Source organism: Promicromonospora noduliphila (genome assembly GCF_056951025.1).
In genome coordinates this window covers 924,864-938,167 of the sequence record NZ_CM167806.1, presented here as the reverse complement: position 1 = coordinate 938,167, position 13,304 = coordinate 924,864, and the positions used below count along the sequence as shown (strand labels likewise).

At 72.3% G+C, this 13,304-nt stretch carries 13 protein-coding genes; 5 read left to right on the top strand and 8 right to left on the bottom strand.

Features of this window, described 5'->3' with window-relative positions; all coding sequences use genetic code 11:
* Positions 1 to 37 precede the first annotated feature (37 nt).
* Positions 38 to 1,108, top strand: coding sequence for a DUF4031 domain-containing protein (locus AC0QU1_RS04095; RefSeq protein WP_483574552.1), 1,071 nt, complete (start codon positions 38 to 40; stop codon positions 1,106 to 1,108).
* A 115-nt stretch (positions 1,109 to 1,223) separates the two neighbouring features.
* Positions 1,224 to 1,847 (top strand): SanA/YdcF family protein, encoded by a 624-nt coding sequence (locus AC0QU1_RS04090; RefSeq protein WP_483574550.1) that lies wholly within the window; start codon positions 1,224 to 1,226, stop codon positions 1,845 to 1,847.
* Positions 1,848 to 1,987: 140 nt separating this feature from the next.
* On the opposite strand, the gene AC0QU1_RS04085 is transcribed toward AC0QU1_RS04090, so the two are convergent.
* The 4 genes from AC0QU1_RS04085 to AC0QU1_RS04070 all read right to left on the bottom strand — a co-directional run bounded on the left by AC0QU1_RS04085 (position 1,988) and on the right by AC0QU1_RS04070 (position 6,020).
* Positions 1,988 to 2,470, bottom strand: coding sequence for a hotdog fold domain-containing protein (locus AC0QU1_RS04085; protein ID WP_483574548.1), 483 nt, complete (start codon positions 2,468 to 2,470; stop codon positions 1,988 to 1,990).
* 136 nt (positions 2,471 to 2,606) lie between these two features.
* The gene (locus tag AC0QU1_RS04080) at positions 2,607 to 4,241 is read right to left on the bottom strand and encodes a succinic semialdehyde dehydrogenase (RefSeq protein WP_483574546.1); all 1,635 of its coding nucleotides are present in this window, start codon (positions 4,239 to 4,241) and stop codon (positions 2,607 to 2,609) included.
* Positions 4,242 to 4,413: 172 nt separating this feature from the next.
* Complete coding sequence (locus AC0QU1_RS04075) at positions 4,414 to 4,899, bottom strand: GNAT family acetyltransferase (protein ID WP_483574544.1); 486 nt, start codon at positions 4,897 to 4,899, stop codon at positions 4,414 to 4,416.
* A complete protein-coding gene (locus AC0QU1_RS04070; RefSeq protein ID WP_483574542.1) occupies positions 4,896 to 6,020 on the bottom strand; it encodes a GuaB3 family IMP dehydrogenase-related protein in 1,125 nt (374 codons plus the stop codon). Before AC0QU1_RS04070 ends, AC0QU1_RS04075 begins: the two co-directional genes overlap by 4 nt.
* A 159-nt stretch (positions 6,021 to 6,179) precedes the next feature.
* On the opposite strand from AC0QU1_RS04070, the gene AC0QU1_RS04065 reads away from it, so the two are divergent.
* Positions 6,180 to 6,902: an exonuclease domain-containing protein gene (locus tag AC0QU1_RS04065; protein ID WP_483574540.1), complete on the top strand. Its 723-nt coding sequence runs from the start codon at positions 6,180 to 6,182 to the stop codon at positions 6,900 to 6,902.
* 13 nt (positions 6,903 to 6,915) lie between these two features.
* Here the strand turns inward: AC0QU1_RS04065 and AC0QU1_RS04060 are convergent, their stop codons facing one another.
* Entirely contained in the window at positions 6,916 to 7,554 is a 639-nt protein-coding gene (locus AC0QU1_RS04060) for a Rid family hydrolase (protein ID WP_483574538.1), read from the bottom strand.
* 350 nt (positions 7,555 to 7,904) lie between these two features.
* On the opposite strand from AC0QU1_RS04060, the gene AC0QU1_RS04055 reads away from it, so the two are divergent.
* On the top strand, positions 7,905 to 9,518 hold the full coding sequence (locus AC0QU1_RS04055) for a flavin monoamine oxidase family protein (protein ID WP_483574536.1): 1,614 nt from the start codon (positions 7,905 to 7,907) through the stop codon (positions 9,516 to 9,518).
* Positions 9,519 to 9,645: 127 nt separating this feature from the next.
* Here the strand turns inward: AC0QU1_RS04055 and guaB are convergent, their stop codons facing one another.
* Both guaB and AC0QU1_RS04045 read right to left on the bottom strand, forming a co-directional pair.
* Entirely contained in the window at positions 9,646 to 11,160 is a 1,515-nt protein-coding gene (gene guaB / locus AC0QU1_RS04050) for an IMP dehydrogenase (RefSeq protein ID WP_483574534.1), read from the bottom strand.
* Positions 11,161 to 11,227: 67 nt separating this feature from the next.
* Entirely contained in the window at positions 11,228 to 12,442 is a 1,215-nt protein-coding gene (locus tag AC0QU1_RS04045) for a MerR family transcriptional regulator (RefSeq protein ID WP_483574532.1), read from the bottom strand.
* A 191-nt stretch (positions 12,443 to 12,633) separates the two neighbouring features.
* On the opposite strand from AC0QU1_RS04045, the gene AC0QU1_RS04040 reads away from it, so the two are divergent.
* Entirely contained in the window at positions 12,634 to 12,921 is a 288-nt protein-coding gene (locus AC0QU1_RS04040) for a WhiB family transcriptional regulator (RefSeq protein WP_020016179.1), read from the top strand.
* A 65-nt stretch (positions 12,922 to 12,986) separates the two neighbouring features.
* Here the strand turns inward: AC0QU1_RS04040 and groES are convergent, their stop codons facing one another.
* On the bottom strand, positions 12,987 to 13,283 hold the full coding sequence (groES, locus tag AC0QU1_RS04035; protein ID WP_253869104.1) for a co-chaperone GroES: 297 nt from the start codon (positions 13,281 to 13,283) through the stop codon (positions 12,987 to 12,989).
* Positions 13,284 to 13,304: the final 21 nt, after the last annotated feature.

The following is a 13,304-nucleotide window of genomic DNA, read 5'->3' as shown; positions in this document are numbered from 1 at the left end:
GCTGGGGTCGGCTCGCCGGGCGCCGTAGGCTCGCTCCGTGACCCTCTTCATCGACCCGCCGGCCTGGCCCGCGCACGGGACCCTGTTCTCCCACCTGGTCTCCGACGGGTCGCTGCGGGAGCTGCGCCTGTTCGCTCGCGGGGCCGACGTGCGGGACCGCGCGCTCGACCTCGACCACTACGACGTCCCCGCCGAACGGTACGACGCGCTGGTCGCGGCCGGTGCGGTGCCCGTGGACGGCGGGGACCTGGCGCGGCGCCTGGCGAGCTCGGGGCTGCGGGTCTCGGGCGCCGAGCGGAACCGCGCCAAGCGGGCGGCCCTCCTGACCCGCTGGGACGCCCTGTGGGCCGATCCGGGTCTGGCCCGCGCGGCGGGCGAGGAACTGGTGGACCGCTGGCGCGAGCCGCACCGCGTCTACCACACGACCCTGCACCTCGCCGCGGCCCTGGACGCGCTGGACGCCCTCGGCGCCGACGGCACGGACGACTACCGCACGAACGACGGCGGCCGCGTCCCCGGGCGCACCGCCCTCGGCTCGGACACCGGCGGCACGAACAACTACGGCGCGAGCGGCGGCGGCCACGTCTCCGGGCGCAACGCCCTCAGCGCCGGCACCCGCGGCACGAGCCGCACCGGCGGCGTCTCCGACCGCGCCCTGTGGCGCGCCCGCCTCGCCCTGTGGTTCCACGACGCGGTGCACGACGGCGTCGCACGCCAGGACGAGGAGCGCTCGGCCGAGCTCGTCGCCGAGCTGCTCGGCCCGCTGGCCGGGACCGGGGTCACCGTCGCGGACGTCGACGAGGTCGCCCGCCTGGTCATGGTCACGGCGGAGCACGACCCGGCGCCCGACGACGTCGTGGGCGCCCTGGTCAGCGACGCCGACCTGGCCGTGCTGGGCGGCAGCCCCGCCGTCTACACGCGGTACACGCACCAGGTCCGCGCCGAGTACTGCGACGTGCCCGACCCGCTGTTCCGCGCCGGCCGCTCCGAGGTGCTCCGCACCCTCCTGGCCACCGCCCCCCTCTTCCGCACGGCCCTAGGCGCCGCCCGCTGGCAGGCCCCGGCGGAGACAAACCTCCGCACCGAGCTGGCCCTGCTGGCGGCATGACCCGGGTGGTCGGCAAAATGTCAGGTGATCGGCAACTCGGAATGCCGATCACCTGACACTTTGCCGACCACGCTCCCGCTGATCACACCCTCGCCGACACGGTAACCTTCCCGGCGTGAGTCCCCTCAAGGTTGCCGCCGTTGTCGCGGGTGTGCTCGCCGTCGCCTTCGCCGTCCCCGTCGTCGCCGTGCAGGCCACGGGCCACAGCAGGGTGCGGCACGACCCGAGCGAGATCGAGAAGGCCGACGCCGTGATCGTGCTCGGGGCGGGGCTGCGCCCGGACGGGACGCCGTCGTCGTACCTGCGCCGCCGGGTCGAGGCGGGCGCCGAGCTCTACCGCGCCGGCATCGCGCCGACGGTGATCCTGAGCGGCGACGCGCACGACAACGCCGACGGCACCCGGTACGACGAGCCCGCGTCGATGCGAAGCTGGATCCTGGACAACGACCTCGGCGTCCCGGACGACGCGCTGGTGCTGGACCGCGAGGGGTTCAACACCACGGCCACCTGCCGCCGCGCGTACGACGTGTACGGCGCGCGCACCGCCGTCGTCGTCACGCAGGACTACCACCTGCGCCGCGCGCTCTACTCCTGCGTGGAGGCCGGGCTCGACGCCGTGGGGGTGGGCGTGAGCGCCGCGAGCGTGACGCCGGTGCGGGCGGCCTGGTGGCACGTGCGGGAGCTGCCGGCGAGCTGGAAGGCGGCCGTCCGCTCGCTGACGCGGCCCAGTCCGCGCTGACCGGACGACGCTGACCGGACGCCGCGCGCGGACCCGGCGCGGTACGCGCCGACCGGACGGCCCTGCGCTGACCGGGACGCCCTCGCTGAACCGGACGGAATCGCGTCACCGCCGGATGACCCGGCGCTCCCCGAATCGCGTCACTTCTTCTTCGGCGTGACCCACAGGTGAATCGTTCCCTCGACCACGACGGTCCCGTCGGCCAGGACGCCGCGCACGCGCACCGGCAGGTCCCGGTCGTCGCCGTCCCACTGCGCCTGGTCGGTCTCGGCCACGCAGGTGACGTCGCCGGTCGACTTCGCGAGGTAGACCACCTCCATGCCCTTGGGCAGCCACCGCTTGTCGTCGGGCACGGTGGCCTCGGCGAGGGAGCCCATGGCCATCTCCAGCCCGTTGCAGACGGCAATCGCGTGCACCGTGCCGATGTGGTTCCGGTTGCGCCGCCGGTTCGGCACGACGACCTCACCGTAGTTCGGGCGCATGTCCACGACGCGCGGGGCGATGCTGCCGAAGTACGGGGCCTTGAGCACGAAGGCCGTGGTGAAGATCCGCTTGCCGAGCAGGCCGCCGACCACCGGCAGCGAGTTCGCGGTCTTCCAGAAGGCGTGGAGCTGCGTCGTCATGCGGGCGAGCGTACCCGGGCGCGGTGACGACCGTTCACCGCGCGCCGCGCCGCGCCCAGCGCGAGACCGGGCGCCGCGCCCAGCGCGAGGCGAGCGTGGCACGCGCAGCGCGAGACGGGGAGCGCCGCCCCCGGCCTCACGCCATGCGCAGCCGGCGCATCGCCGTGAGCGCCGTGGTGAGCACGCGGCTCGGCGTGTCGCCGCCCAGGCCGTACAGCCGGTCGAGCGTGGCCCCGATCCTGGCGCCGCGAGACGTCACGACGGTCTGCTGCCGCGTGGTCCCGTCGATCGACGCCACACCGTGCCGCGCGCCCAGACCGGAGGCCTTCCAGCCGCCCATCGGCGCGGCGACCGAGCCCCAGGTCATCGTGTACCCGTCGTTGATCGCGACCGACCCCGTCTCGACGCGCGCCGCCACCCGCCGCGCGCGGGCGACGTCCCGGGACCAGACGGCGGCGTGCAGCCCGTACTCCGTGTCGTTCATGACGGCCACCGCGTCCTCGTCGCAGTCCACGCGGGTGATGGAGACGACCGGGCCGAAGGTCTCCTCGCGCGCGACCACCGCCTGCGCGGGGACGTCGTCGAGCACGGTGGGCGCGTAGAAGTACGGGCCGACGTCGGCGCGGTGCACCCCGCCGGCGAGCACCCGAGCCCCGCGGGCCAGCGCGTCGTCCACGTGCGCCGTCACCTTGTCGAGCTGCGCCGCCGAGGTGAGCGAGCCGACGTCGGCCGAGTAGTCGAGGACGGGGCTGAGCCGCAGGTTGCGCACGGCGCGCACGAACTTGGCCACGAACTCCTCCGCCACCGCCTCGTGCACCACCAGTCGTTCGACGGATACGCACAGTTGGCCCGCATTTGAGAAGCAGGCCCGCACAATGCCGGGTACCGCCGCATCGACGTCGACGTCGTCGGCAACGTAGAGCGCGTTCTTGCCGCCCAGCTCGAGCGTTGCGCCGATCAGCCGTTCGCCCGCGCGCGCAGCGACCTTGCGGCCCGTGGCGGTGGAGCCGGTGAACGCGATGTGGTCCACGTGCTCGATCAGCGCCTCCCCGACCTCCCGGCCGCCCGCGACCACCTGGAACAGGCCCGCCGGCAGGCCGGCGTCGTCCAGGGCCTCCGCCGCCCACAGGGCGGTGAGGGTGGTCTGGGGGTCCGGCTTGAGCACCACCGCGTTGCCGGCCAGCAGCGCGGGCAGCGCCTCGGAGAGCGCGAGCACCAGCGGGTAGTTCCACGGCGCGATGGCGCCGACGACGCCGACCGGCCTGCGGTGCACCTGCACACCCGCGAGCAGCGGGACCATGCCGGCCACGCGGCGGGAGGCGAGGTAACGCTCGCCGCGCACGGCGTAGTGCCGCGCGACCTGGGCGATGTCGGCGACCTCCTCGAAGGCGGCGCGGCGCGCCTTGCCGGTCTCGAGCTGGACGAGGTCGAGCACCTCGGACTGCCGCTCCAGGACGATGCGGCCGAGCCGCAGGAGCACGTCGGCCCGGTCCCGCACGGGCAGGCGGGCCCACGCCCGCTGCGCGACCCGCGCCCGGACCACGGACGCCGCGACGTCCTCGGCGGAGGAGATCGGGAACGTCACGAGCGGTGCGCCCGTGAACGGGCACATCGACCGGTGCGTGCCCGATCCCTCCGAGGTCGCGATCCGTGCCACGAGCGGGGCCATCACCCCGGGTTCGAGAACAAAGGTCCCCTGCGGGTGCTCGGGGTCGAGCACGCCGCCGACGGCACCACTCGCGGCTGCGTCGGCTGCTGCGTCGTCGATCATGGCGGCCACCCTACGCGCAAAATCCTGCACCACGTATTGATAGATGTGTGAAACTGACTTTCATAGCGTCTTGATCGCACCGGCCGCACCGGCACGACGCACAGTACTTCATGCGGGCCCGGACGGACGCGACCCGGCTACGCCGAGTCGCGCCGAGTCACACCGAGTCAGGTCACGCCCGGCGCGGCTCGATCCAGCGCCCCAGCACCGTGCAGTCCTGGTCGGTATAGCCGAGCCGCTCGTAGAAGCCGAGCACGTCCGGGTTGGTGGTGCGCACCATGAGCTGGATCTTGCGCGCACCGCGCGCGACCAGCCACGCCTCCGCCGCGACGACGGCCGCCCGGCCCAGTCCGGTGCTCTGCAGCTCCGGCGCCACGGCCACGTAGTAGAGCCAGCCGCGGTGCCCGTCGTGCCCGGCCATGGCCGAGGCGGCCACGCGGCCGCCGGACCGCGCGACCAGGACGGTCGACGTGTCGCCCGCCCGGGCCTCCGCGATGTCGAGGTGCGGGTCGTTCCACGGCCGGGTCAGCCCGCAGGCGTGCCACAGCTCGACCACCTGGTCGACGTCGGCGTCGCCGATCTCGACGAACTCACCGTCCGCCGCCGGAGCCGCCGCGAGGACCGGGGCGAGCGGCTCGCGGTTCGACGGCGCGGTCACCGCGGCTGGTACGGCGACACGACGACCTCGACCCGCTGGAACTCCTTGAGGTCGGAGTATCCGGTGGTCGCCATGGCGCGCCGGAGGGCGCCCACGAGGTTCAGCGTGCCGTCGGCCTGCTTGCCCGGCCCGAAGAGGATCTCCTCCAGCGTGCCGACGGTGCCCACCTCGACGCGCTCGCCGCGCGGGAGCTGCGGGTGGTGCGCCTCGGGGCCCCAGTGGAAGCCCTTGCCCGGCGCCTCGGCGGCACGTGCCAGCGCGGCACCGAGCATGACGGCGTCCGCGCCGCAGGCCACGGCCTTGACGATGTCGCCGGAGTGGCCCACACCGCCGTCGGCGATGACGTGCACGTAGCGGCCGCCGGACTCGTCGAGGTAGTCGCGCCGGGCCGCCGCGACGTCGGCCACCGAGGTGGCCATGGGCGCGTGGATGCCCAGGCTGACGCGCGTGGTGTGGGCGGCGCCGCCGCCGAAGCCGACCAGCACGCCGGCCGCGCCCGTGCGCATCAGATGCAGCGCGGCGGTGTAGGTCGAGGCCCCGCCGACGACGACCGGCACGTCCAGCTCGTAGATGAACCGCTTGAGGTTGAGCGGCTCGGCGTTGCCCGACACGTGCTCGGCCGAGACCGTGGTGCCGCGGATGACGAACAGGTCGACGCCGGCGTCGACCACCGTCTTGTAGAACTCCTGCGTGCGCTGCGGGGTGAGCGCGCCGGCCACCGTGACGCCGGCGGCCCGGATCTCCTTGAGCCGCTGCGTGATGAGCTCTGGCTTGATGGGCTCCGAGTAGATCGCCTGCATGCGCCGCGTCGCCTCGGCGCCCGGCAGGGCCGCGATCTCGGCGAGCAGCGGCTCCGGCGACTCGTAGCGCGTCCACAGGCCTTCGAGGTCGAGCACGCCGAGGCCGCCGAACCGGCCCAGCGCGACGGCGCTGTCCGGGGTCATCACGGAGTCCATCGGGGCCGCGACGATCGGCAGGTCGAAGTGGTAGGCGTCGATCTGCCAGCCGACCGAGACGTCCTTCGGGTCGCGCGTGCGCCGCGACGGCACCACCGCGATGTCGTCGAAGGAATAGGCGCGCCGCCCGCGCTTGCCGCGTCCGATCTCGATCTCGTTGCTCACCCGCCAAGCCTACCCATCCGACCTGATCGGGCGCGCAGCATCCGGTGATCCCCGGGGTGGCACGAGCCACAGTGTCAGTGTCCGGTGGCAAGGTTCTCCGTGGACGCACCGGGCGGCCGCGCAGGGGCTACGACAACCCGGACGAGCAGGGAGGACACCATGAACGACACCTGGATCCACAGGCCGCTGCTTGGCTTCGACACCGAGACGACGGGGGTGGACGTCGCGGGCGACCGGATCGTCACGGCGGCCCTCGTGCTGCGCACGCCCGGGGTGGGCACGGAGGTCCGCACCTGGCTGATGGACCCGGGTGTGGAGATCCCGGAGGAGGCCGCCGCCATCCACGGCATCTCGACCGAGCACGCGCGTGCCCACGGCGTGGCGCCGCGGGACGCGCTCGAGGAGATCGCCGGCGAGCTCGCGACCCACCTGGCCGACGGCGTCCCCGTCGTCGCCTACAACGCGGCGTTCGACCTCTCGCTGCTCGACGCCGAGCTGCTGCGCCACGGGCTCAAGACCCTCCCGCAGCGGCTCGGCCGTCCGGTGGAGCCGGTCGTGGACCCGCTGGTCATCGACCGCTGGCTGGACCGGTACCGCCCCGGCAAGCGCCGTCTGGGCGACCTGTCGGAGTGGTACGGCGTCACGTCGGACGGCGACCTGCACACCGCCGAGGTCGACGTGCTCGCCACGCTCGACGTGCTGGAGGCGCTGGCCCGCCGGTTCCCGTACCTGGCCCGGATGTCCCTGGCGGACCTGCACCAGCAGCAGATCGGCGCGCACCGCCAGTGGGCGGTGAGCTTCAACGAGTGGCGCCGCGAGCAGGGGCTCGAGGGCCCCGGCGCGTCAGGCGCGTGGCCGGTGCAGCACGCGGCCGGCGCCTGACGGACGGCCGGGGTCAGCGGCCGTACGCGGCGTCCACCTCGACCTCGACGAGCCATCCGTCCACCGGGAGGTTCTCGACCTCCAGGGCGAACCGCGACGGGCGGGCCGCGTTGACGACCATCGGCTCGGTGGTCGCTGACCCGAGCTGGACGTCGAGCACCTCGCCGGTCGAGAGGTTCGTGTTGGCGAAGAACTGCCGGTAGGCCCGGTTCCACCCGGCGAAGTCCATCTCCTCCTCGCCCTCGGGGTTCTGCAGGAACACGCGCATCGAGATGACGTCGTCGTAGGACAGGCCGGCCCGCTCCAGGTTCTGGCCGATGCGGGTGAGGACGTTGATGCCCTGCGCCTCGGTGATGGTCACGCCGTCCGGCAGCTCGCCGCCCGGGAAGACGTCGGTCGGGATGTACCGCTCCTCGACCGACGCGCCGGGCGTGGTGTTGCTCGCGGCGGGGCCGAGGCCCGAGGACTTGTACCAGGAGACGTTCTTGCCGATGGCCACGCCGTCGGCGATGAGCGGGGTGTCCCCGGTGACGAACGAGTGGGTCCGGTACGGGTCGGGCCGGAAGACGTGGGAGGCGGCGAAGGCCGTGCCGGGGACGGCGACCGCCGCGGTGACGATGACGGCGGCGATGAGCTTGGTGCGGTTCTTCATGACGCTCCTCCAACAGGCCGGCCGGGCGCCACGACGGCGCACGGCTGCGATGGTCCGGCGGCTGGCACCGGGTGGCGCGTGACGCTAACCAGGGGGCATTTCCGGGGCATGAACGTCGCGGGTCGCGCCGGGAACACGTCCCGCGGTGCCGTCCGCGTTCGCCCAGGACGGCCCGTGTTCCGCCGAAATGACCGAAACAACATGGTTACTACCGGCAACTGCGGAGAAACGGCGGAGACTCGCCCCGGTGACCTGCGCTCCATAGCGTCCGGCGCGGTACTGACGACGGTTGCGGCCTCCGGTCCGGGGTGCGCGGCCCGTCAGGCCTGTCGAAACGAGAGGTAGGGACCGTGGTCACCGAGAACGACACCTCCGGCGTCTCCCGCCGCAACTTCCTCCAGGCCGTCGGCGCGGGCTCCAGCGCCGGCGTCCTGTTCGCGACGATGGGCGCGATGGGTCTGGCCCCGACCGCCGCCGCCCAGCCGAGGGCCGAGTCCTGGACTCCCCCGCGCGGCAGCGACTTCACGCTGGCCGGCCGGTCGGCGAAGAAGGTGGTCGTCGTCGGCGCCGGCCCGGCCGGGCTTGCGTCCGCCTACGAGCTGCAGAAGGCCGGCTACGGGGTGACCGTGCTCGAGGCGCGGCACCGCCCCGGCGGGCGAACGCTGACGATCCGCGGCGGGGACACCGAGACCGATGTGGACGGCGTGCGGCAGACCGCGCGGTTCGCCGACGGCATCTACCTGAACGCCGGCGCGGCGCGCATCGCGCAGTGGATGGTCACCATGGACTACATCCGCGAGCTCGGCGTGCCGTACGAGGTGTTCACCAACGCGAACGCCGACGCGTACCTGTACAACGAGAGGTCCGGCGCGACGCCGGGCAACCCGGTCCGCTACCGCACCGCCAAGGCGGACGTCTTCGGCTACACGTCCGAGCTGCTGCACCACGCCGTAGACCAGGGCGCCCTCGACCAGAAACTGACCGCGGAGGACAAGGAGAACCTGCGCTCGTTCCTGCGGAGCTGGGGCTCGCTCACGTCCGACGGCCGCTACGCGGGCGGCAGCAACCGCGGCTTCGAGGTGTACCCGTCGGCGTGGAACGAGCACGGCACGCCGCTGCCCGGACCCGGCACGGTCTCGGAGGTGCTGGCCTCGAAGGTGGGCCAGTACTTCCCGTTCGAGATCAACTGGGAGCAGTCGATGCTCATGTTCCAGCCGAAGGGCGGCATGGACACGATCTACCAGTACCTGGTGCGCGCCATCGGCGCCCACAACGTGCACTTCGGCTCGCCGGTCACCGGTGTGGAGAACACCAGCGACGGCGTCAAGGTGACCTACACCGCCCGGAACGGCAGGGAGCGACAGCTCGAGGCAGACCTCGCGATCGTCGCGGCGCCGGCGGGCCTCATGCGGCGGTGGGACACCAACTGGGGGCCGGAGATCGACGCGGCGCTCGGCGAGTTCGCCGTCGGCTCGCCCGCCGGCAAGATCGGCCTGCAGTACCGGTCGCGGTTCTGGGAGGACGACCACCGGATCTACGGCGGGATCACCGAGACCGACATGGACCTCGCCCACCTGTGGTACCCGTCCTACGGGTACGGCGAGCGGAAGGGGCTGATCGTCGGCTACTACAACACCGGCGCGAACGCCCGCACCTACGCCGACATGAGCCCGAAGCAGCGGGAGCTGCGCGCCGTCGCGCAGGGTGTGAAGATCCACGGCGAGAAGTACCGCACGGAGCTGGACAGCTCCTTCTCGATCGCCTGGCACAAGGTGCCGTACATCGAGGGCGCCTGGGCCTTCCCGAACACCACGTCACCCGGCTTCCGGCTGCTGCAGCAGGGTGCGGGCAACGTCTACTTCGCGGGCGACTGGATGTCGGAGATCTCCGCGTGGCAGCACGGCGCCTTCTGGTCCGCCCGCTACGCGGTCCAGACCCTGCACACCCGCGTCATGTCGAACTGACGCGCCCGACCCCGAGCCGACCACCCGATGTGCGCTTCTACCCAGTCATCAGGCCCGAAAACCGACCCGAATCCGGGCCGAATGGCTGGGTAGAAGCGCACTTACCGGTTCGCGGATCCGGCTCCGGTCAGAAGCCCTTGTAGTTCGGGGATTCGACCGTCATCTGGACGTCGTGCGGGTGGCTCTCCTTGAGCGATGCCGACGTGATGCGGATGAACCTGCCGTTGGCCTGCAGCTCCGGGACGGTCCGCGCGCCGGTGTAGAACATCGTCTGGTGCAGGCCGCCGATGAGCTGGTGCGCCACCGTGGCCAGCGGCCCCTTGTAGGCGACCTGGCCCTCGATGCCCTCCGGCACGATCTTGTCGTCGCTCGTGACCTCGGCCTGGAAGTACCGGTCCTTGGAGTACGACTTCTTGCCGCGCGACGACATGGCGCCCATCGAGCCCATGCCGCGGTAGGACTTGAACTGCTTCCCGTTGACCAGCACCAGGTCGCCCGGTGTCTCCTCGCAGCCCGCGAACAGCGAGCCCAGCATCACGGTGTCGGCGCCGGCCACGATGGCCTTGCCGATCTCGCCCGAGTGCTTGAGGCCGCCGTCGGCGATGACGGGCACGCCCGCCGGCTTGCAGGCCAGCGACGCCTCGTACACGGCGGTGATCTGCGGTACGCCGACGCCGGTCACGATGCGGGTGGTGCAGATGGAGCCCGGCCCGACGCCGACCTTGACTGCGTCGGCCCCGGCGTCGACGAACGCCTGCGCGCCCTCGCGGGTGGCGACGTTGCCGCCGATCACCTGGACGTCCTTGGTGGCAGGGTCGGCCTTGAGCCGCTTGACCATGTCGATCAGCATGCGGACGTTGCCGTGCGCGGTGTCGGCCACCAGCACGTCCACGCCGGCCTCGATCAGGGCGGTGGCACGCTGCCACGCGTCGCCGAAGTAGCCGATCGCCGCGCCCACCATCAGGCGGCCCTGGCTGTCCTTGGACGAGTCGGGGAACTGCTCGGACTTCACGAAGTCCTTGACGGTGATGAGGCCGGTGATGCGGCCGTCGGGGTCGATCAGCGGGAGCCGCTCCAGCTTGTGCTTGCGCAGCAGCAGCGTGGCATCGTCGCGCGAGATGCCGGACGGGCCCGTGATCAGCGGCTGCGGCGTCATGACCTCGTCCACCTTGGTGGTGGCCCACTCGGCGACGGGCGTGAAGCGCAGGTCGCGGTTGGTGACCATGCCGATCAGCTTGTTCTCGGCGTCGACCACCGGGAAGCCGGAGATCCGGAACTGGCCCGCGAGGGTGTCGAGCTCCTCGAGCGTGGCGTCCGGGCCGATCGTGACGGGGTTGGTGATGATGCCGGTCTGCGTCCGCTTCACGAGGTCCACCTGGTAGGCCTGGTCCTCGATCGACAGGTTGCGGTGCAGCACGCCCAGGCCACCCTGGCGCGCCATCGCGATGGCCATCGCCGACTCGGTGACCGTGTCCATCGCCGCGGACAGCAGCGGGACCTTGAGCGAGATCTCCCGCGTCAGGCGAGACGTCGTGTCGATGTCCGACGGCGCGAGGTCGGAGTAACCAGGCAGCAGCAGGACGTCGTCATAGGTGAGCCCGAGAAAACCGAACGGGTCGGCCGGCGAGGTCTGGTCCGTCATGCAGCAAGTCTACGGCCGGTGCGGCCACAGATCTCGGCCGGGGCGTGGTACCGGCCAGAGGCGTGCGTCACCTCGCCTTGATGACGGCGAGCACCTCGTGCAGCAGCCCGGTGAACGAGCGCACCCGCTGCACCGTCGGCCCGAACGGCAGGTCCGTCGCGGCGGCGTCGGCCCGCAGGCCCACGAAGATCGGCAGCTCCGGGTAGCTCTCGTTCACCGCGTGCACGACGTCGAGGTCGGGCTTGTTCTGCGTGGTGGCCAGCACCACCGCCGTCGGGCGGACCATCGTGACCAGCTCGACCGAGCGGTGGGTGCTCGCGGGGCCGGTGACGATCCGCGCCATCGAGCCCTGCGCCGCCAGGGCCGCTGCGAGCGCGTGCGCCGAGAGCGGCACCACCTCGTCAGGCGCGGCGAAGACCAGCACGATCTTGCGCATCCGGCTCGGGTGGTTGGCCGGCGGGCCGCCGGCCTCGACCACCGCCCGCTCGAACTCCTCGGTGTAGTGACGCAGCGCGCGCAGCGCCGCCGTCGCGAGCACCACCTCGGGCATCTCGCCGGGGCCCGCGAGGACCGTCCGCTCGGACAGCCGCAGCCAGGCCGGCTCCACGAGCTCGGTCCACCAGGTGGCGGGGTCGCCGTCGGGGCCCAGCGCGAGGAGGTTGTCGCAGGCGGTCCTGCTGTACGCCAGGGCGGCGTCGACCAGGGCGGACACCCGGCCCGACGTCGGCGCGGGGGACGTGGCCGACCGCGGCCCCGACCCGGCGGGGGCGGCTGGCTCGCGTCCGACCGCGCCGCCGGGCAGGGCCCGCAGGTGCCCGCGGCCGCGCGGCTCGTCCTTCCGTTCGCCGCCCGACGCCGGACGCGCCGGGTCGTCCTGCTTGCCCGCGGCCGGCGCCTCGATGGTGCCAAGGAACTTCTCGGTGAACTCGGGCGCCCCGTCTCCCGGCTCACCCTCCACCTGCACCGTGGGCAGCGCCGGGGCGCTCCGGGTGGCGACCTCCAGCTCCGCGTCCCCTGCCTCGACGGCGGCGCGGGCGGCGTCGACCGGCGCCACGCCCTCGAGGGTCAGCCGGCGCATGACGAGCAGCCTGGCGACGTCGTCCGGGGTGTAGCGGCGGTGCGATCCAGCCGTGCGGCCCGACGGGCCGAGCCCGTACCGGCGGTCCCAGGTACGCAGGGTCGCCGGTGCGACCCCGAGGCGTCTGGCCACCGCAGCGACGGCCAGTCCGGGGCTGGAAGTACGTGACCCGCCCGAGTTCTGGGCGGGTCGCGAAGATGTCATGGTCTCGATTCTGCCGACCGGACCCTCTCCGCGCCACTGCGAAAACCGGCGTGCCGCCGATCTCGGTCGATTTCGGTTCACAGCGGAACAAATCCGGTCAGTACTGACGCGCTTGGGGCTGACCCGTTTCGGGTCGCATGACGAAAAACTGCCCCTTGAACAACTTCTGCACAACTTGTAAGTTGTTCGCCATGACGGAGATCTCGAGGCTTCCCGGTCCGGTGATGGAGCTGTGGGAATGGCAGTACCAGGGCGCTTGCCGCGACGCGGACGACACTCTGTTCTTCCACCCCGAGGGTGAGCGGGGGTCGACCCGGCGCCGGCGCGCCGAGGCCGCCAAGGCGATCTGCCGCTCCTGCCCTGTGATGATGCAGTGCCGCGAGCAGTCGCTCCGCGTGCGCGAGCCGTACGGCGTGTGGGGTGGGCTCAGCGAGGACGAGCGGTCGGCGATCCTCGCCGGCAAGTCGGTCTCCGCCTGACGACACGATGAGGGCCCCGCACCGTGTGGTGCGGGGCCCTCATTACTACCTGGCGTGGGCTGGAGTCAGCTCACGACCACGGCGAGGACGTCGCGGGCCGAGAGCACCAGGTACTCCTCGCCCGCGTACTTGACCTCGGTGCCGCCGTACTTGGAGTAGATCACCTTGTCACCGACGGCGACGTCCAGCGGCACACGGTTGCCGTTGTCGTCGATGCGGCCCTGACCGACGGCCAGAACCTCGCCCTCCTGGGGCTTCTCCTTCGCGGTGTCCGGGATGACCAGGCCGGAAGCGGTCGTGGTCTCGGCCTCGAGAGCCTTGACGACGATCCGGTCCTCGAGCGGCTTGATGGGGACCGACACGTCGGACCTCCTCTTTCGTGA

Coding starts and splice junctions, on each gene's coding strand:
- AC0QU1_RS04085 (WP_483574548.1), bottom strand. CDS start 2,470: ATGACGACGCAGCTCCACGCCTTCTGGAAGACCGCGAACTCGCTGCCG.
- AC0QU1_RS04080 (WP_483574546.1), bottom strand. CDS start 4,241: ATGATCGACGACGCAGCAGCCGACGCAGCCGCGAGTGGTGCCGTCGGC.
- AC0QU1_RS04065 (WP_483574540.1), top strand. CDS start 6,180: ATGAACGACACCTGGATCCACAGGCCGCTGCTTGGCTTCGACACCGAG.
- AC0QU1_RS04060 (WP_483574538.1), bottom strand. CDS start 7,554: ATGAAGAACCGCACCAAGCTCATCGCCGCCGTCATCGTCACCGCGGCG.
- guaB (WP_483574534.1), bottom strand. CDS start 11,160: ATGACGGACCAGACCTCGCCGGCCGACCCGTTCGGTTTTCTCGGGCTC.
- AC0QU1_RS04045 (WP_483574532.1), bottom strand. CDS start 12,442: ATGACATCTTCGCGACCCGCCCAGAACTCGGGCGGGTCACGTACTTCC.
- AC0QU1_RS04040 (WP_020016179.1), top strand. CDS start 12,634: ATGACGGAGATCTCGAGGCTTCCCGGTCCGGTGATGGAGCTGTGGGAA.